Origin of the sequence: Sphingobacterium sp. UME9 (assembly GCF_014170215.1) — a bacterium.
Taxonomy (GTDB): domain Bacteria; phylum Bacteroidota; class Bacteroidia; order Sphingobacteriales; family Sphingobacteriaceae; genus Sphingobacterium; species Sphingobacterium paramultivorum.
Genome location: NZ_LZZP01000003.1, coordinates 590213 through 609248, shown reverse-complemented (window position 1 = coordinate 609248; position 19036 = coordinate 590213). Strand labels below are relative to the sequence as shown.

16 protein-coding genes are annotated in these 19036 nt (G+C 43.7%); 9 read left to right on the top strand and 7 right to left on the bottom strand.

Annotation, left to right across the window (positions count from 1 at the left end; genetic code table 11):
- Window positions 1–95: 95 nt before the first annotated feature.
- A complete protein-coding gene (locus tag A9970_RS03965; protein WP_259655324.1) occupies window positions 96–2324 on the bottom strand; it encodes a HEAT repeat domain-containing protein in 2229 nt (742 codons plus the stop codon).
- Between the two features lie 237 nt (window positions 2325–2561).
- On the opposite strand from A9970_RS03965, the gene A9970_RS03960 reads away from it, so the two are divergent.
- The 5 genes from A9970_RS03960 to A9970_RS03940 all read left to right on the top strand — a co-directional run bounded on the left by A9970_RS03960 (window position 2562) and on the right by A9970_RS03940 (window position 9906).
- The gene (locus A9970_RS03960; protein ID WP_182981394.1) at window positions 2562–3182 is read left to right on the top strand and encodes a hypothetical protein; all 621 of its coding nucleotides are present in this window, start codon (window positions 2562–2564) and stop codon (window positions 3180–3182) included.
- Entirely contained in the window at window positions 3172–5994 is a 2823-nt protein-coding gene (locus tag A9970_RS03955) for a TonB-dependent receptor (RefSeq protein ID WP_182981393.1), read from the top strand. Before A9970_RS03960 ends, A9970_RS03955 begins: the two co-directional genes overlap by 11 nt.
- Window positions 5995–5998: 4 nt before the next feature.
- Window positions 5999–7210, top strand: coding sequence for a DUF4876 domain-containing protein (locus A9970_RS03950; protein ID WP_182981392.1), 1212 nt, complete (start codon window positions 5999–6001; stop codon window positions 7208–7210).
- A gap of 11 nt (window positions 7211–7221) precedes the next feature.
- Window positions 7222–8769: a DUF6850 family outer membrane beta-barrel protein gene (locus A9970_RS03945; RefSeq protein WP_182981391.1), complete on the top strand. Its 1548-nt coding sequence runs from the start codon at window positions 7222–7224 to the stop codon at window positions 8767–8769.
- Window positions 8770–9243: 474 nt separating this feature from the next.
- Window positions 9244–9906, top strand: a complete 663-nt coding sequence (locus tag A9970_RS03940) for a hypothetical protein (protein WP_182981390.1) — start codon at window positions 9244–9246, stop codon at window positions 9904–9906.
- A 50-nt stretch (window positions 9907–9956) separates the two neighbouring features.
- Here A9970_RS03940 and A9970_RS03935 read toward each other — a convergent pair whose 3' ends face one another.
- From A9970_RS03935 to A9970_RS03925, 3 genes are all read right to left on the bottom strand, one after another.
- Window positions 9957–10193 (bottom strand): hypothetical protein, encoded by a 237-nt coding sequence (locus A9970_RS03935; protein WP_046676052.1) that lies wholly within the window; start codon window positions 10191–10193, stop codon window positions 9957–9959.
- 501 nt (window positions 10194–10694) lie between these two features.
- Window positions 10695–11291, bottom strand: a complete 597-nt coding sequence (locus A9970_RS03930; RefSeq protein ID WP_182981389.1) for a methyltransferase domain-containing protein — start codon at window positions 11289–11291, stop codon at window positions 10695–10697.
- A 160-nt stretch (window positions 11292–11451) separates the two neighbouring features.
- Entirely contained in the window at window positions 11452–11916 is a 465-nt protein-coding gene (locus tag A9970_RS03925; protein ID WP_182981388.1) for a DinB family protein, read from the bottom strand.
- A 199-nt stretch (window positions 11917–12115) separates the two neighbouring features.
- Between A9970_RS03925 and A9970_RS03920 the strand changes: the two genes are divergently transcribed.
- The 3 genes from A9970_RS03920 to A9970_RS03910 all read left to right on the top strand — a co-directional run bounded on the left by A9970_RS03920 (window position 12116) and on the right by A9970_RS03910 (window position 14607).
- Window positions 12116–12412 (top strand): hypothetical protein, encoded by a 297-nt coding sequence (locus A9970_RS03920; protein ID WP_182981387.1) that lies wholly within the window; start codon window positions 12116–12118, stop codon window positions 12410–12412.
- 273 nt (window positions 12413–12685) lie between these two features.
- On the top strand, window positions 12686–14236 hold the full coding sequence (locus A9970_RS03915; RefSeq protein WP_182981386.1) for a PAS domain-containing sensor histidine kinase: 1551 nt from the start codon (window positions 12686–12688) through the stop codon (window positions 14234–14236).
- Between the two features lie 5 nt (window positions 14237–14241).
- On the top strand, window positions 14242–14607 hold the full coding sequence (locus A9970_RS03910; RefSeq protein WP_159727037.1) for a response regulator: 366 nt from the start codon (window positions 14242–14244) through the stop codon (window positions 14605–14607).
- Window positions 14608–14700: 93 nt separating this feature from the next.
- Here A9970_RS03910 and A9970_RS03905 read toward each other — a convergent pair whose 3' ends face one another.
- From A9970_RS03905 to A9970_RS03895, 3 genes are all read right to left on the bottom strand, one after another.
- Window positions 14701–15063 (bottom strand): PleD family two-component system response regulator, encoded by a 363-nt coding sequence (locus A9970_RS03905; RefSeq protein ID WP_182981385.1) that lies wholly within the window; start codon window positions 15061–15063, stop codon window positions 14701–14703.
- Window positions 15064–15256: 193 nt separating this feature from the next.
- Window positions 15257–17458 (bottom strand): ATP-binding protein, encoded by a 2202-nt coding sequence (locus A9970_RS03900; protein ID WP_182981384.1) that lies wholly within the window; start codon window positions 17456–17458, stop codon window positions 15257–15259.
- 156 nt (window positions 17459–17614) lie between these two features.
- Window positions 17615–18016, bottom strand: coding sequence for a helix-turn-helix domain-containing protein (locus A9970_RS03895; protein ID WP_182981383.1), 402 nt, complete (start codon window positions 18014–18016; stop codon window positions 17615–17617).
- Between the two features lie 108 nt (window positions 18017–18124).
- On the opposite strand from A9970_RS03895, the gene A9970_RS03890 reads away from it, so the two are divergent.
- Window positions 18125–18916 carry an alpha/beta fold hydrolase gene (locus A9970_RS03890; protein WP_182981382.1) on the top strand — a complete coding sequence of 264 codons (792 nt, stop codon included), beginning with the start codon at window positions 18125–18127 and terminating at the stop codon, window positions 18914–18916.
- Window positions 18917–19036 lie beyond the last annotated feature (120 nt).

Sequence of the window (19036 nt, the reverse complement as noted above, 5' to 3'; positions counted from 1 at the left end):
GCGGCTTTGTATGGTGTGAAACAGAATTATGGAAAAATAATCCAATATTCAAAATGACAGCAAATAATCCGTTGTTCAAAAGAACAGCAAATAGCCTATTTTTTCGAATAACCTTCCATGATGTTCTTTGTTTTCAGACTTTGGTATTTTACCGTTTCTGGAGCATCTGATTTTATTATTTGCTCACAAGCATCGTATATGGCGCGGCGCTGATACGAAAGTGGGAACCAGCTCAGCGCTTCGAGCGCTGTTACACGTATATCCGCCGAGTTACTTTTATCCAGAACGGTCTCAATCAGCACCGGCACCATGCGGTGATAACGGTACAGACGCATGGTACGGATATCATTGAGGCGCTCCTTTTCCTTTTCTTCCTTGTCCAAGATCTTTTTGGTCAGGGTTTGGGTTGTTTTCTCACCAGAAAGAACGATCTGGTCCAGTTTGTCCGCCAAAAGCTTCGCATTGCTCAAGCCAGGATTTTGTCGAATCTGCCGATCGATTTCCTGTTTGACCAGCGCTGGCTCCATAAAACTAAGGGAGGTACGCAGGCGGTAGCCCACCCGTTCGGAGTGTGGGTCGCTCAGATACAGCTGGATCATATCTTTGACAAAATCATTTCCGCCAAACTCCGCCAGATCATACACTGCCGAACGGCGGATAAACTCATACGAATCGGACTTGGCAGCATGCAATACCTCAAAATAATCCGGATTTTCCAGTTGACGCAATTGTATAAAAGCCTGCGTACGTACGGTTTCAAATGCCGATTTAAAGTAATACTCTTTCAATAAAGGGCTTACTTCTTTTTCAGGCAATATACGCGAAAGATAGACCAGGGCCAGCGCCTGCAGATCGGCATCATTTTCCTTCAGCAGCGTGCGCCAGTAGCCTGCATTCCGATCGTGTGAACCGATCGCTGTATTGATTTTCAGCCGCTGATCAGCCTTACCTACAAAATGAAAGGTTGGGTCACCCAGAATATGCGTTTCCAGATACGCCATATGTTTCATCCAATTTCCTACACGAACACCATGCTGCAGCAAACCCATGAGTTCGCCCGGCCACAAATCCTGTAGCACCCCTACCGAATTGGCCACCGCCGCAATATTGTCATTGTCTGAAAAAGGATAATAGCCCGCTAGATAATTGGGCAGATGAAAGGAGCCCGTCAGGCAGGAGTTGAGGTAAACCAAAGGCGCTTTGATATGCGCGTCTTTGATATCGTGGATCTGCATATCCATATCGTCATTGAACAGAGAATCTGCCGCTATACTTTTGGGGTCAAAGGCATCGAGCATCCACTTCTCGTTTACACCAAGGGATTCCATAAACGATTTTTTGACCGCTTCCACATCCCTGCCATCCTCTTTTGCAGATCGTAGCTTGGAGCGGAGGTAACGTGCCACATTCTCCATGGAAGGCTGCGGATTGGAGGCCAATGGATAACCATTTAACAGCTGCAGCGTGGCTGTACCATGTCCGGTCATATATGCAAAATCCACCCCCTCTCGCTTCAGTTCATTCAATATATTGAACTTAATGAAGTTGTCGGAGCGAAAATTGATAAACTTGACTGAATTTCCCGGAAGAAACAAAGCGGGCATCTGTGATCTGAGTGCCAACGCATCACCGATTGTCGCGTTGACCGAATTGGAATTATAGCCATGACCGGTTGAAGCGATCATATCATTTAAGGGGGTTGCTTGTGCTTTCTGCTGAACGACCTTTTTTAAATATGCCTTGATTTTCGCAATAGGATCTTCGCCATTTTCCACGGGCGGCTTGATCCGCGCCGAATAGATATCCATCTGTATATATTGCGGCGAAGCAGCACTTAGGCTATAATAAAAATAATTGGACCTCGACTTGGCCGTATCCTGTTTGATAAAGTCAAATTGCAGGTCAAAATCATCGTAGTACCGGTCGGATGGCACCGATGACTTATCCCAGCGGATATTTTGCGACATCTTAAAGGCCGAAGTCAAAAACTGTGCATCCCGTAGCATAGGAACCGGAATATCACCGATCAGCACTGTACCCTCCAGGGGCTGCTTTTTTACATACAGACTCTTCAATAACGTCCGGATCTCGTCCGGTTTGGCCCATTGACTCGAAATAATATAAGTCCCTAATCCATCTTTTTCCACTGCGGCACGATAAGCATCAATCTCAGGCTTTGCCTGATCGTAGGTATGCTGATCCACAATGATCGCAAAGCTGGTTGGACTTTTTACAGTAGGTTCCTGTATGGATTGCGCATGGAGCTGCTTCACAGCCAATAGACTCAATGCGAGGGATAAACCGGTAAACGTAGTATGCTTCATATTAAGATGTATTAAAATACGCATAAAGATGCATACAAATGTACATTAACTTTATTTAAAACGATTAAAAATAATATATTTTATACTGAAATATTTTATTTAACACGTATTAATCGGATTTAACTGAAATAATATTTTAAAATTCACTTATTTATAATAAATCTAAATACATATATTTGCAACATGCTAGTATCAACAAGCAAAAACAATTAGTCATTAATCGCTAAACGAATATCTATGAAACATCTTATCATCACCCTTGCGCTATCGTGGGGTACCCTGGCTGTGTTTGGACAAAAACAAGAACGCAGTCCACTCGCAAAAGATCTACAGATAAAAATTGCATTACAGGCAGCCCCGGCAGACCAACGCGAAGGCGCCAAAGTATTGGGTTATAACGAAAAAGGCGAGTTTATCACATTACAGGAAGGCACCGCCACCAATAACCTGATCTGTCTTGCACCAGACTACAAATCTTCCGTTTTATATGCCTATGCCTATCCAAAAAGTTTGGATCCTTTTATGGCCCGCGGCCGCGAACTGATCGCCGAAGGCAAACGCAAACAACGTGATGAAATCCGCGAAGCCGAACACAAAGCGGGCAAATTACCCATCCCGCAGACACCAACCATACTATACGGCTATTGGGGACCATTGGCCAAACTGAACAACACAACCGGAGAAATCGAAGGTGCACAGCGACGTTATGTGATCTATGTTCCTTATGCAAAAGCAGCCGATATCGGCTTGTCAAGCAAACCGGGTTTACCTGGAATTCCCTGGTTAATGGACGAGGGGTCTTACAAAGCACACATCATGATTAACCCCGAAAATATGGGACATAGCCATGGAAAATAACGAACCAGCGTTGATACGGCAAAGATCTATCCTATTCTTTGCCCTATTGACCTTATCAGCAACTACGTTCGCCGCTACATCCACCAACACAAAACCGTTGACTGAACGCTCTTTTCAGGACGGCGATATCCGTGGCATAATCACAGAGAAAAGCACCGGCAAGGTACTCAAAGGAGCTACTGTACAAATCAGGGAACTGGGTCTGTACGCCAAAACCGATGAAAGCGGCCATTTTACGTTCGACCGCACTCCAAGCGGACAATACACTCTTGTTGTCAGCTACCTCGGAATGCTGACCGTGGAGCACACCGTGACTGCCAGCAAACAGCCTATTGCGATAGCATTGGCCGAAAACTCCATTGCCCTGGCAGACGTTGTGGTCGTTGGTCAGGAAAACCGAAAAGAAGGTGCCACCTCGACCATCATCAACCGTAAGGCCATTGAACATATGCAGGCGACCAACCTGGGTGAAGTCCTACAGTTGCTACCCGGTGGAATGACAACGAATCCGAGTTTCACCAATGTCAATAAAACCGGCATACGGAATGTGGGCAATAGCAACCAGATCAACCGTTCTTCGGATTATATGAGCTCCCTGGGTACTTCGCTAATCATCAACGGGGCACCAACATCCAACAATGCTAATTTGCAGTCTATGGGTTCTGCGGCGATATCAACGGGTACTTCGGGATCAAGCGGTTCGGCTGGCAGTTTTTCCACTTCCCAGGGTTTGGGTGCCGATATGCGGCAGTACACGGCCGATAATGTCGAATCCGTTGAAGTCATCCGCGGCATTGCCGGGGTCGAATATGGCGACATGACCTCGGGCGCCATTATCGTGCAGACAAAAGCCGGAAAAGAAGACCTGCAGATCAAAGGACGGATAAACCCGAAGCTTACCCAATTCTGGGCAGGCCAGGGTTTTGATCTCGGAAAAAACAAGGGAACTTTATTTGTCGACCTCGACTACACCCGGGCCAACGACAAGCAGACATCGGCCTATGCCGCCTATAACCGCGTAACCGGTTCAGCGCAGTACAGCAAAACCTTTGGTCAGGAAAAACCATTGTATACCAATACCTATTTCTCCTTTGGTAGCAACCTGGATAACGTCAAAATTGATCCCGATGCCAATGCTGTTCCGCAGCTCAACAAGTCGCAGGAATACAGTTACCGCTTTTCGACCAATGGAAAATGGAAGGTCAATAAGGCCCTGGCCCGACAGTTAAACTATACCGTGTCATTGAATTATTCGCTTCAGAAATCATACATGGAAAATGCTGGAACTGCTGGTATTTCAGCTGTGGGAAGCTCGTATACCGATGGTACATTTGAAGCCCCCTATCTACCTGCCAGCTATATCAATAAAGCCTGGGTAGAGGGAAAACCGATCAATTTATTTGCCAAGATATCGGATGAGTTTTATGCCAAAACAGGCCTTTTTACACACCGCGTCCTTGTCGGTACAGATTACCGAATGGATGCCAACAGTGGAAAGGGAAAGACCTTTGACCCCAACTTCCCCTACCGCACCAATAACCTGAACGGTTACCGCGCGCGGGCATACAAAGATATACCCGCACTGAATCAGCTCGGTGCCTATGCCGAGGACCGTATGACGGCCCGATTTGGAAAACGCGAACTGGCTATACAGGCCGGTGTGCGTATGGATCAGCTACAGCCTTTCAGTGGCGACGGCAAAACCGCCGTGTCGCCACGAATCAATGTGAGCTACGACCTCCTGCCTGCCTTTACCCTACGCGGAGGCTATGGCATCACCACCAAGGCACCTACCTTGAACATGCTGTATCCCGAAAACGTCTATTTCGATGTTTTCAGTTTAAACTATTACAAGCAGGATCCCAACGAAGCGCTAGCGCTCCTGACCACACGTGTCTATGAAACAGGCAACGATCAGCTCAAGCTGGCCAAATCCTATAAAAAAGAATTGGGTATCGACTGGAAAGTCGGCAAAGGACAGCGTTTGAGCATTACCGCTTATCACGATAAGATCGACAATGCCTACGACTACATGACCACCTTGAATAGCTTGCAGTACGCACTTATTCCGACGTATACCGTGCAGCAGGAAGTAGCGGGCGGAAAACCGATTTTGAGTGATGTTGTGACCAATACGCCTTACGTATTTACCTATACCACCCCTACCAACGGCAGGCAGATCATCAACAAGGGGGCTGAATTTGATTTTGATATGGGCCGCTTCGACGCTATCCGCACCTCTTTTCAGCTGACAGGGGCCTATCAGTCGACCAAATCAACGACCACCATACCTTATATCCTTGCACAGGAGGTGCCCAACAAAACGATGACACGCGTCGGTGTATTTGCGCCACGCGGGACCGACAGCGAGCGACTCATGACCACTTTAAGGGCCATACACCATATTCCCGAACTACGGTTTATCCTGACCCTGACGGCACAGACCATCTGGATCGATAAGGAGCGTAATGTCGACTACTCCAGCCTGCCGATCGGTTATATCCCTGTAGGATCTGATAAACCCATGGACATCGTCTATTTTTCAGAGGCAGAGCGCCAGCAGATCACCTCGGCCGACCGCGATATTTACCTCAGTCTCAGCGACGCAACCTTCCGCACCGAAAGCTGGAAACCACTTTGGCTGTTCAACATGAAATTGACCAAGGAGTTTGCCAAAAATATGGGCTTCTCGTTCTATGCCAACAACTTCATCAACAACAGACCGTTGGTACGGAGTACACGCAATCCCGAACAGTTCACAAAACGAAATATTGATATCTTTTTTGGAACCGAACTGTCTATTAAATTCTAAAAAAATGAAGAAAATCAATTGTTATCTCTACCTGGTTGCGTTGCTCTGTTTATTGAGCGGCTGCCGCAAAGATTTTGCGACGGTCAATACGCTTTCCTATACCCTGGCTGTCCACTACCCCAGCAATTATATTGAATCTTTTGCCGCGAATGCTACAGTAACCCTTAAAAACACATTTACAGGTCAGCAGTCCCAATTGACCACCAATGCAAAGGGCGAAGTCGATCTGCAGGATATTATACCTGGTATCTACACCGTAACGGTAAGCCGGGAGGTGACCGAAGAGGAAAGCATCAGCATCAGTGGACGCCTGGGCAAAGCATTTTTGAATGCCTCCATCCCCTCCCTGCGTATTCAGGAATCCGGAAAGACAGACATTCAGCTGAGCGGCGGTGCTATCGGTGGATTTGTCATTAAGGAATTTTACTATACCGGTAGCCGCACCCCGAATAATTCGTCTTATTTATACGATGGTTTTGTAGAAATCTACAACAACTCGACCGACACCCTATACGCCGGCGGAATCTCCTTCGGAGCGACAAAAGCAGGTTCAACGCTAGCCACCAAATTTATCGACGACCAGCAAAACGTATACCTTGCTTCTCTATGGACCATTCCGGGTATTGCAGGTGTAGATCACCCTGTAGCACCGGGCAAATCCATTGTCATTGCTGTCGACGGAATTAATCATAAGACAGATCCAAAAGGCAATCCCAATGCACCCACAGATTTAGGGGCTGGAATAGCCGATTTTGAGACCTATTTTAATCCGCCCGGAAATTCCAATGATACCGACTCGCCAGACGTACCCAACGTAACGCTGATCTATAGCTCATCGTTGACTGTTTTTGACTGGCTACCTGGCGTCAACGGTTCTGGACTCGTTATCCTTTCGCCCGACAACTATGCCAGCTACGAAACTGTTACCGAACCCGGAGCAACTGCTTCAACACGTTATGTGAAAGTTGCCGCAGACAAAGTTATCGACGGCGTGGATTGCGTTGCCAACAGCACCATTACACTCGACAAAAAGCGTTTACCGCTCACCATTGATGCTGGAGTAGCCTTTGTTGGCGGCGGAGCCGGTACCGGAAAATCGGTTATCCGGAAAGTAAGAGAAGAAATCAATGGCATCAAAGTATTGATGGACACCAACAATTCCTCCAGTGACTTTACGATAAACGATACCCCTAGTCCCAAAAGTTATTCCAAATAAGCAGGCGCATCATGAACATAAAATATATTTTTTCCCTGGCATTTACAGCCTCTTTCATGCAGCTGCAAGCACAGGAAAATCCGAATATCAGCTACTCCAAAGAAAAGGAAAGCCTGTTAAAACTCAAAAGCAGCGCTTTACTGGGGGAGCTTGACCTACCGGCTGTGGGAAACACCACCTTAGGCTATTTCTATGAAGGCGGAGATTTTAGACATCCATTTACAGGCAAATCGAAACAGGGACTCAATTTTTCGACAGAGAAATTTCAGCGTTCCGGCGACTGGACGCTCTATGGTCGCTTTGACTTTACCACATTGAAAGAGAAGGAGCTGGCCTACGCATCCCTTGTGAATCCATTTACCGACAATCCCTATCAGCTAGTCGACTCACTAAAGGGCGACTGGAATAAGCAGTTTTATACAATGGGCCTCAAAGTAGCGAGCCCCAGCTTTGCCGATGGCCGCATGCGTGCCGGCCTCGACCTCTCCTATCAGGTCGCTACGGGAGCGCGACAAATGGACCCACGTTCTCTAGATACGGAAAATAAAATCCAGCTAGCACCGAATATTTCCTACAAAATCAGCAAGCAGCATCAGCTTGGGCTCGCAGCCATTTATAATTATCAGAAAAATGATCTGAATCTGGTACGTGCCAACGGAAGTCAACAATACAACGTCTATAAACTTCTGGGCTTAGCCGAATACCTCGGGGCATCACCTTTCATTATGACGGCAGATATGGACCGTAGCTATCTTGCGCATGCGTATGGCAGCGAACTCAGCTTTCGTTATACCGCCGATCAGTTCAGCTGGTTGCTGTCCGGAAGCTACCTTCGTCATGAGGAAAAGGCCACCGACGGCAGCACCTATCCGATGAAGGCTGGCAAACATCAATACGATCAGTACACGGTATTATCGGCCATTGATTTAAAACGTGGCGATTACAACCATCACTTCGATTTAAACCTGCTGTATTGTGATATTTCCAATACCAAATACCAACAATTGCAGCGGACAGACGACCGCAGTTATGAAACTATTTTTGAAGGCAGCTTGAATACAGCACTACGCAGCCAGGCTACTTTGGGGTATATATTGGCCAAAGAAACCAGCGCCTATCGCTCCGACTGGTTTGCCAAGGCCACCGTAAGTTATTCCGGCTGGGACAATCGCTATGCCCTACCGCAGGGAAAAGAAATCGTCGACCGCATGGATATTGGCATCCGCTTTAACAAAGCCCTGTCGCGCTGGGTCTTTGATGTGGCATCCAACTACAATTTTGGCGTAAAAAACGAATGGAGTTACACAGATAAAAGCTATTCCAGCAATTTTGTTGCAAACACGATTGCGCTGCCTATATACCAGTATTTAACACGCGATCGGGTAGTCAATGCCCTGAGCATACAATACCGGCTTGCCAACTTCGGAAAGAAAAGCAATCAACTTTATCTGAAGGGATCGGGCAGCCTGGAAACAGCGCTGTCTACACCTGGTGGATATGGTGACAACGGAAAATCCCGTTACTCGGCTAGTTTATCCTTAGGCCTACTGACGTTCTAATGGAGATCTTCAGCAAGATTACCTAAAAAACCTTCTTATTGCGGAGCCCAAGTCTTGCGCTCCGCAGTTTTAATGTATTCACCTAGACGATTGAAGAACTTAAATTATTTGAGCAGTCAATTGAAGGAATTAAATTATTTGGGACAGTAAATTGAATAAAAAAAAAACATATTTATGTCAAAAATCCCTCTATTTATCTTAAAAAAAACTTCAATTTTCAATAAAAATTAGTAATATCGCTTAATAAAATTAATTAACACGGACCTCGTGTTGTTTTTATTAAGATAATCAGTTGAATTTCAAAAAAAAGCAGCAATCTTCATAAAAATCCATCTACAGAGAATACATAATTTGGATATCAACATAATTAAAAGATATGCTGACCAGATAAACAAAGAAAAACAACATCATTATAAAATAATCCTGAGCATATAATACAATCAATTAAATTCCATACGGAATTCTGCAATTAATATGGGAAAAATCACAAATATGGCCTTAGCTGAATGGATGTCCATTCGGATCTTAGAAATTCTTGACAAGACTTCAATGACATTAGCCGGCTTGGCTAATTTTAGCGAGATCCCTGAAAGCCGACTTCAGAGCTACTGCAACAAAAATTCGACGATCTCTGTGGAAGCTGTAGCACAGCTCTGCGATTCGCTGTCAATTCCGATGGCCCATTTTTTTGATGAATCAATGCCATTAAGGATAGCTACGGGTGCCCACAGTAATTTCGGCCGATTTAGGACCAAATTCTTTCCCCTAGGCAAAAAGTTGTTTACAGACGAAGTCACGGACAAAAATCAACTCCAAACGACGCGAAAACTAGATCATCGTTATCAGCGGGAATCTGTCATGCGTCTGATTTTCGACTCGGATTATTTTCAGGATCCCCGCACTATTGAACAGATTATCACTGCTGTTGAAAAAGCCTATCAGATTACTTTTAAGGCTGAACGTATTACTTCACTACTCCGCAAATATGTGGCAGAAGGTTATCTGGAGCGGAAAGTCCTACCCCGTGGCTTTAGCCGTTCACGACAGTATACCTACTGCAGAACTTCAAACCAACGACAGATTGCCGCGAAAGAGGAAATCGCTGTAATCGAACGAACACACGTTTTGATCAGATAATTTTAAGCCTGCCCAATATCCAGGGCCGCAGAAATTTGCTAAATCTCACATTAGGGACCTTCGGTCGCTGATAGAAAAGATGCCTTGAAACCTCTTATGGCCAAGAGATTAAGAACAACCCCTTCGTCACGTCGTAATGTCCGGATGGTAATGGTGCATAGTTTATCCTGAAGATCTGCCGAAATGTATTTCAGGTCAGCAATATGCCGGCTAAGGTAGTTAATCAGTTCAGTGCGTTTGGTGAGCACCTGAGCCGAAACAGAAAAGGTCAGTAAGTAATATTTCATATTCCGTATAAGTTTTTTAATAATTGCGCATTCCGAAATTAAAGCTAGATTTTTCCTATTATCTGCCCTATGTTCGCTAAACTGTCGTAAATATAAAAACTTCTGACCATTATATAACAATAGTCAGAAGTTAAAAAGTGTTATTATGGCTATTAATGTCCATCCTGCAGTACCATATCGCTTCGTGACCGGATATCTCCATCGAAGTAAATTAGGTTTCCAATCCTTTAGCAGTTTGGATTTTATGAATGCGCCGATCTGCGGAATGCCACGGTTAATTTTACCAAGGCCAATACGGACAACGAATGGGCTTTTGACGGCGATGAAACAAAAAGTAAACTGGGTGCTGAGGGTTTCTTTTTGCCGAAATTGAACGATAAAGGAAAGGTTCAACCCTATTTCACTGCACCAAAAGTACCGAATCAAACATTCAGCAGACTTTTCTTCTACCTGGATTAGGGTCGTAAAAAAAGGAAGCAGGGTTGTCCTGCTTCCTTTCCCTTAACCCAATTTCCGCCAAAAATTGAGAAAACCGTCGCATGCCGTATACTCCAGATCAAAATTACAGGGAATCTCTTCCCAACCGCTCCAATAGGAAACCACACGGGTACCAATAGGCAGTAGCGCAAGCCGATTCCGCAAACACTCGGTATATGCATGATAAAGTTTGGGATCAGGCTGTATCGCGTAATCAATTGGACTTGATGTATCTATATTTTCATAAAAGGAGTTATAGAAATAGAACGCGTCATAGTCGGAAAAACAGATCTCGTCAATATTGGCATGAATAAACGCTACATTCTGCACCTGATGTTTCTCGGCCAACCCGTTGGAAAGCTCCACCAGTGATTCGCGCTGTTCCACACCATAAAACATTCCATTGGTACACGAAGCTCCTACAAGGCAGAATTTTCCTGCTCCGGCACCAATATCCAGCACTTTGTCCATCGGAGATTCAACCAGGTACTCTGCGGCCATTTTTGCGACGTGAACAGGTGTCCAGTGACGTTCAGCCAATTTTTTTATTTTGGGCGGGTATATATCATTAAATAAACTGTCATCAACATCAATATTCGATCGAAGAGCTTTAAAAATCATTCGTTTTCACCTATTTAATCTTTCGTACTACATGTACAAACCACTGAAAATAAAACCCCTACATCATTGTCATGCGAACAACAACATGAGGGGCAAAAAATAAAGTCTAGTAATGCGCTAAGGTAAGGGTTTAAAAATAGAAAGACAAAAGAGTTGAGCATTAATCCAACGAGATAAACTTTCTAATGCTCATCATATAACCCAAATGCAGGCCTTCATGAAAGTTATTCCATTCGAAGGCATCGTAAATCGAAGTGAGATGGAAGCCCGTGCCGGTTGTGCGTTGCTGATAGGTCACAAACTTTTTGTTGTTAAAATCACGGATGGTCGGTTCAATCTGATCGAGGAGCAATCTTTTCAGCAGATCAGCTTCCTGCTGCGATACCGCTGCTGAAGGCCTTGTTCCGGACTGGTAGCTGTTGAAGATTTCCTCAGGGATGTGTCCTTCTACCTCAGATCCGATATAGATTAATTTATGTTGTGTGGCAATGATATGACCGATATTCCAGATCAGGTTATTGCTGAAACCATGAGGAATGCGATTGAGCTGTTCCAAAGAATAGTTTTCAAAGAATTTAAGGTAAGCCATCCGGCTCGTTTTCCATGCGCGAAAGAGTGATTCCATGTCCTGTTAACTGTCTGTGTTTTGTGAACAAAAATAAGCTGAATCTTTAAACTGTCAAAGCTTATTTACGGCAATCGAATGCTATACAGCAATTTCTTACGAGAGCACCCATAGACGCTGATTCTTTTTTTATTGAACTTTTTGATTTGAGTATTGTTCATTTTAAAAGTACCATGGTTCAATTCTTAAAGAAGAACATATGAAAGCACAAATCGGACTCGTTATCACAGCAGTTGCCGGAGCGGCTCTGCTCGTATACAGACGTTGGAAACAGCGTTCGGTACAGGAATCAACAGAACAAACAGATCGCAAAGAGACGGGCAACCTAACGAGCCCACCTTCTTGGTACCGTCCGCTTAAAATGCCCAACATCGACAGCACGGATATTGTATCCTTGCAATATGCCCACGTCACGGTATCGCCCGACAGAAATGATGCGGCGCGAGGAATCGACAGAAACATTTCGTATTACCATAAAGGCAACAGACATCAATAAGGTAGTGATACGAAAACAGTTGCAGATTGGCGATCTCTATAGTTGAAAAAGTGCCTAAGGATAGCATACTGCGCTGGAAAGCGATAGTAAACTATGCACTGTTATCTGTGGTTCAGTCAGATCAAAAATACGCGCCCTGCTATCTTTTGCACTGATTATTTCCTCAGCAGGGATTTATACGGGTTTTTAATTTAGACATGCCAAAATTCGCTTCAATCTCAGAATTATAGATTATTTTGGGGACACCTTAATTAATATGGGAGTTTAAAATATATGAGAAAAAATGCTTCCGGCATCGACAATTCAAAGCAACGTATTGAAAACAAGAACAATGATTTAGATCTTTATCTAAAAGCATTGAATTCTGCCTATTCGGGTATTATAATTACAGACAATCTGCAGTATGATAATCCCATCATTTATTGCAATAAAGCTTTCGAAACCATCAGTGGTTATGCCCATGACGAAATTATTGGCCACAACTGCCGATTTTTACAGGCTCAGGACCGTTCGCAAGCCGAACGTAGTATGATCAAAGAATCTATTGAGCGCGGCGAAGAATGTAAGATTGAAATTCGAAATTATCGTAAGGATGGAACGCTTTTTTGGAACGAACTTTTTATTTCACCAGTGAAGAATGATAAAGGTCAGGTAACTCATTTTATTGGTGTTCAAAATGATATCAGCGATCGAAAAAAAGCGGAGCATGATCTTCGGGAAGAGAAGTCCCATGTGGAGCTCAAAATACAGCAAAGAACCAAAGAACTGCAAGATAAAGAAAGCTTTCTGTCCAGTATTATTGAAACAGTACGAGAAAGTCTCTTGGTGCTCGATGCCAATTACATCGTCCTGAGCGCCAATAGACATTTTTTAAACTCGTTTAAAGTCACCACAGAAGAAACGGTAGGAAATTTATTATTTGACCTCGGTAATCAGCAGTGGGATATTTCTTCTTTAAAAGAGATGCTCACTCGGATACTGCCCACCAATAACCCGGTTATCGATTATGAGGTAGATCATATCTTTCCTCATATTGGTCGAAAAGTCATGCTGCTAAATGCTTATCGTATTGAATTCGAGGGCCAGTACAAAGACCGGATCCTGATCGCCATCGAAGATATTACGGAAAAGAAGGAGCAGAATCGGCGTAAAGATGATTTCCTGTCCATTGCGAGCCACGAACTTAAGACTCCGCTTACAACAATTAAGGGTCTCTTCCAGATCTTGCAGCGATTGAGTGCCGAAAACACCGATCCGAAATATGTCTCAACTTTAGATAAAATCACAGCTTATATCGATCGCTTGAATCTGTTGATTTCAAAACTCTTAGATACGTCTAAGATTCAATCTGGCAATCTTGAATTGCACATGGACCCTTTTGAGATCGATAAGACTATTCAAGATGCCGTTGAAAGCATGCGATTGGCGGCACCTGATTCTGACATCCACCTTACAGGAAATACAGGTAGTATCGTCGAGGGCGACGAGCTCCAGATTATCCAAGTGCTGAACAATCTGCTCTCCAATGCAATTAAATATTCACCCGAGTCGAAAAAAGTTGAAGTTAGTATCCACAAGGTAGCCAACTTTGTTAAAATCTCCGTCCGGGATTATGGCATGGGCATAAACTATCAGGATAGACTAAAAATTTTCGAGCGATTTTTTCGCGTCAGCCATATACAGAAAAAGTTCCCCGGTTTAGGCATTGGGCTCTATGTTTCGCATGAGATTATCTTACACCACAAAGGAACACTGTGGGTCGAAAGCGAGCCGGGAGAAGGATCCACATTTAATTTTACATTACCCATTGTAAACAACAAATAAAAAATATGCAGCCTAAAAAGATAATGATCTGTGATGACGACCGAGGAATACTCGAGATGCTGGAGCTTTTTTTAGAACTAGAAGGATATAATGTCATATGCGAAATAAATAGCACACACCTGACAAAGCAATTAATTTCGCATAAGCCAGACCTCTTGCTGCTAGACCTCTGGATGCCCATAATTTCTGGTGACCAGCTGATTAAAATTATCCGCAGTACACCCGAAATTAAAGAAACTCCTATAATTGTCCTTTCAGCAAGCGTCGATGGGCCTGAAATAGCAGGGAACTTAGGAGCAAATGGCTTTATCGCCAAACCCTTTGATTTAACAGATATCACAGATAAAATTAATAGCATACTGAAAAACTAGCCGGCAAGTACACGCTCACTAGGCACACATAAAAGCACTTTTTAAAGAAAAAGTGCTTTTATGCAGCTGATGTGATCATCCTTAGACAAACGCTTACGCTTGGCCCAATTTATCCACGAGAAGTAATAGATCGTCCAGTTCAAATGGTTTGGCCAAAAAAGCGTCGGCTCCACATTCAGATGCAATCTGCTTTCCACGCGAACTCGAGGACATCATGATCACCGGAATATTTTGATGTTTTTCCGAACTTCGGAGTTCCCGAAGGATATCGCCACCTGACAGCCATGGCATTTCAATATCCAATAGTATAATATCAGGGTCAATTTCTTCGACAGATGCGATAAGTTCTCTGCTTTTTGACACTAAATAAACTTCACTAAATTCATTCTTTAGAGCCAGCTCCAAAACGTTAAGGATGGCGGCATCATCATCACAAACAACAATTTTCTTTTTCATTTTTTGATTGTTTAAAAACACTGCAATGATTGAAAAATATGGTCTTGTGGGAGATTTAAAATATAGACCTAAGCTGGGCAGATAGTTGGTTACCAAACCGTTTATATAATCTTTCTTTGAGATTTTACAAGATAGACAATTTATTGGATAAAAGACCACTATGCCGCCTTCTAAAAAATCTACTCTCGGTCGTTTAAGATACTAAATGCATACGATCGGGTTCTGGTACATCTTTGAAGACGACTGAAAATGAAGTACCGACATCTAATTCGCTTTCTACGTGAATAGCTGCGTTGAGCTTACTCGCAATTTGTTTAACAATGGACAGGCCAACTCCCGAACCCTCAAAGCCTTCTGTATTGGACATTCGGCTAAAGATTTCAAAAATTTTGTCACCATCCTTCAAATCAATTCCGATTCCATTATCCTTGATATCATACCGAACCTTATTTCCTTGCCGCATGCTCTTAACGGACACTTGCGGGTTTTGCCTTTTGCTGCTGTATTTTATGGCATTGCCAACAAGGTTCAGAAATAATTGATAGATCAATGTTCTCTCCCCCAATATAGGCAGTGTTTCGCCCATTATAAATTCTAAATGCGGGACCTTGTATTGCTGTTTGCAATTTTCAACGATATTGACAATCTTGGACTGTGGATTAATTGGTTCGAACACAAAGTCTACATGATTTACCTTTGACATTTGGTAGACTTTATCCATCATATCCCGCATCAGCTGCGTCCCCTCCAAGATATTTTTCATTGACTTTGCAAGCAGTTCGCCAGAGATGTCTTTTTTGTGGAGCAACATTTGCGCAGTGAGTTGTATTGTCGTCAGCGGATTTTTAAGATCATGGGTCAGCGTATAGCCAAAAGTATCAAGCGCATTATTAGAGCGTACCAGTTTCTTGTTCAATTCATCAATCTCTCCCCCACGCTGTGCTACCGCTTGCTGAATAATATGTGTAATATTTTCAATAAAAGCGAGTTCAGAAGATTGCCATTTTTCGGCTTTGCCTTTTGTAATTTTTTTCCAGGCCTCGAAAGAAGAACGTGGCGAAGGAAAGGTAATCTTTCTATCTTCGTCAACCTGCATCACTTTTTCCGGCTTCCCTGCCCAGGTCTCTTCTATCAGGCGTTCTTTCCTAAAAACATATAAGTACCAGTTATTTGCGGGCAGAATACTGATGCGTAGTACACCGGGATACATTTCAACATCTTCGGAAGGACCATCGCACTTAAATCTATCAGTCGCAAAAAACTCCGCAGTAGCTATTTTTTTATCAATTTCTCGGAGCATTTTTTTATCAGGCACCTCACCCACCATCATGATCGCGCGATCACGTTTAATGATTAGCCCCTGCCCATTCATTACCTCCATAATACGCACGGCATACTTTTCCAACACGTCATACAAGTCGCGCTTGACCAACAAATCACTTTTTAGATCATGCTTCAGCTGCGATAGATTTTTCTGAACTTTTACCTGTTTCTTCTGAAAATCTGCCAGATAATTGTTTACAGCGTATTGTGTAAGAAAGGTACATAGATGGCGCTGTGAAAGATCTACATGCATTGGCTCTCGATTCTGACAGGCTACAAGCCCCCAGAGCTCATCGTCCACGATAATGCTAAAACTTGCACTCGCCTTTACGCCTGCATTTTTAAGGTATTGCAAATGCATGGGTGAAAGCGCCCGAAGGCTGCAGCGTGTAAGATCGAGATCATCGGCACTCCGCCCCATCAGCGGAATCGCTTCCTCATCGACATCTGCCGTATGGCGGGCATGAAAAATACGGTAAAGTTCGCGTGCCTGTGCAGGAATATCGAATTCCGGATAACGGTAATTCATCAACGATTCCAGATCAGCACTCTTGCTCTCTGCAATAACTTGTCCACTATTATCTTCCAAAAAGCGATACACCATCACTCGATCATAGTGAATAATGTCCTTAATCAATTCAGTCAATGCCTGCCAGCAAGAGTTGCCGCTGCTTCGGTCATCTAAATGCTTCGCATAATAATATAATTTGGTCGTTTTGACAGCAAGAGGATTGCAGGCCTCTATTTCAAGATAAATTTTTCCATCATACCTATAGAGACTTAAAAAATAATCGTTTTGAAGGATAGTCACACGATCGGCATACCTGGCAAACATGCTGTCGGAAACAGCTTGGTTAATGTTCTCTCCACGAAGTTCAAATGAAGGAACTATCCGATGAAGAACATCATCTACTGTCATGCCCAGCATTGCGGAGTATTCTTCACCTGCAATAGCTGCACAGTTTTCGCTTACCCCGATACACTTATCGTCTTCAAAGATAAATAAATACCCAAAAGACTGTATATTTCCACACAGGTGAATTTTTTCCTCATGACAATTGATTTCACGCATAAAGCTACTGATATATTGAATAAAAATATGGTAAAATCAACAGTCCTGTCCTCCATCAACGCTATCATACGATTACTAAATTACTAAAATAATCTGACCTATCGAAACTTGCATCTTTCACTTTAAAACCTGAGTAAAAACGAACTGTATATTTCCTTAGCGCGTTCCGCTTACCACATTCAGCTGGCAATAGTCATTGCCTGTAATTTTCCACTTTAGCCCCCAATTATGCAGGTCAAGGATAATTTTCAAAAGTTCCCTACCTTTTTCTGTTGGGATATAGCGAATCTGAGGCGGTATTGTATTTTCAATATCTTCGGTAATGACAAGCGCTTCTTCTTTCAGCTCCTTTAAACGTTTGCTCAGTACCTGATCGGAAAGTGTTGGAAACATTTTTTTTAACGTGCTAAATTGCGATACGTCCTCTGCAATACAATATAAAATCTGCATTTTCCAACGCAATGATATTTGCAGCAATACTTCATTCACATCGCATGCCTGTGCCAAAGTTTGCAGATTTTCCGTGTTGGTCGATTGTTCTTTTCGGGGTGTTGCCATTTTAAATCATCAATTTCTAGCCACTCACTTCAGGATGAGTTATTGTACCAACAAAAGCTTGCCTATACCTTTGTCAGGTATTAAAAAACAGTATAAAATTATAAAAAAATGAAACAACTGAGAACTTTATTCCTGCTACTCCTGCTATTAGGCGGTATGTTATCCTGTTACGCTCAAAACCAAGAGCGCCGGCCGACCTATGTGCTGGTGCATGGTGCCTGGCATGGCGGCTGGTGCTGGCAGGCCGTTACACAGAGGCTAATTGATGCACACAACAAGGTCTACGCCCCTACGCTGACAGGACTTGGCGAGCGCAAACATCTGATCGATCCGTCGGTCGATATCGATACCCATATCCAGGACATTGTCAACCTGATCGAGATGGAAGATTTGCATGATGTGTATCTCGTAGGGCACAGCTATGCCGGTGCTGTGATTGCCGGAGTGGCCGATCGCATTCCGTCACGATTGCACAAATTGATTTTTCTCGACGCTATGATTATTGAAGATGGACAGAGCCCCATTTCGTTGCAACCCAAGACTGTGCAAGAAGTTCAGCTCAAAAACATTCAGCGGAAAGAAAATTTCGCTCCTTTTGATGTTGCTTTGTTTGGTGTTACAGCGCCTAGCATGGTCTCCTGGGTCAAGGATAGGCTCAGCCCCCAGCCCTTTGGCACATTCGCGCAACAGCTGCACCTAAAAAATCCATATGGAAATGGATTACCCTTAGTCTATATCGCATGCACGAATCCGCAACTGCCCATTATGAAGGAGATGAGTGAGAAGGTGCGAAGCGACCACAAGCTCAACTGGCACTATCGAGAGATTGCAACAGGACACGATGCCATGCTCACAGAACCGAAAAAATTGGCCGATATGCTTATGGCGCTCGTCGATTGAATTTTGATTGATTGCCAAGAAAATAGACTTGGCAATCAATCTAACTAAGCAAGCGCTGCTAAAGCCTTTTGGCCTTCAATATAAAAGGTTGGATGCTCCATCATCTTCGTTAAGCATAAG

Coding starts and splice junctions, on each gene's coding strand:
- A9970_RS03965 (WP_259655324.1), bottom strand. CDS start 2,324: ATGAAGCATACTACGTTTACCGGTTTATCCCTCGCATTGAGTCTATTG.
- A9970_RS03960 (WP_182981394.1), top strand. CDS start 2,562: ATGAAACATCTTATCATCACCCTTGCGCTATCGTGGGGTACCCTGGCT.
- A9970_RS03955 (WP_182981393.1), top strand. CDS start 3,172: ATGGAAAATAACGAACCAGCGTTGATACGGCAAAGATCTATCCTATTC.
- A9970_RS03950 (WP_182981392.1), top strand. CDS start 5,999: ATGAAGAAAATCAATTGTTATCTCTACCTGGTTGCGTTGCTCTGTTTA.
- A9970_RS03945 (WP_182981391.1), top strand. CDS start 7,222: ATGAACATAAAATATATTTTTTCCCTGGCATTTACAGCCTCTTTCATG.
- A9970_RS03940 (WP_182981390.1), top strand. CDS start 9,244: ATGGGAAAAATCACAAATATGGCCTTAGCTGAATGGATGTCCATTCGG.
- A9970_RS03935 (WP_046676052.1), bottom strand. CDS start 10,193: ATGAAATATTACTTACTGACCTTTTCTGTTTCGGCTCAGGTGCTCACC.
- A9970_RS03930 (WP_182981389.1), bottom strand. CDS start 11,291: ATGATTTTTAAAGCTCTTCGATCGAATATTGATGTTGATGACAGTTTA.
- A9970_RS03925 (WP_182981388.1), bottom strand. CDS start 11,916: ATGGAATCACTCTTTCGCGCATGGAAAACGAGCCGGATGGCTTACCTT.
- A9970_RS03920 (WP_182981387.1), top strand. CDS start 12,116: ATGAAAGCACAAATCGGACTCGTTATCACAGCAGTTGCCGGAGCGGCT.
- A9970_RS03915 (WP_182981386.1), top strand. CDS start 12,686: ATGAGAAAAAATGCTTCCGGCATCGACAATTCAAAGCAACGTATTGAA.
- A9970_RS03910 (WP_159727037.1), top strand. CDS start 14,242: ATGCAGCCTAAAAAGATAATGATCTGTGATGACGACCGAGGAATACTC.
- A9970_RS03905 (WP_182981385.1), bottom strand. CDS start 15,063: ATGAAAAAGAAAATTGTTGTTTGTGATGATGATGCCGCCATCCTTAAC.
- A9970_RS03900 (WP_182981384.1), bottom strand. CDS start 17,458: ATGCGTGAAATCAATTGTCATGAGGAAAAAATTCACCTGTGTGGAAAT.
- A9970_RS03895 (WP_182981383.1), bottom strand. CDS start 18,016: ATGGCAACACCCCGAAAAGAACAATCGACCAACACGGAAAATCTGCAA.
- A9970_RS03890 (WP_182981382.1), top strand. CDS start 18,125: ATGAAACAACTGAGAACTTTATTCCTGCTACTCCTGCTATTAGGCGGT.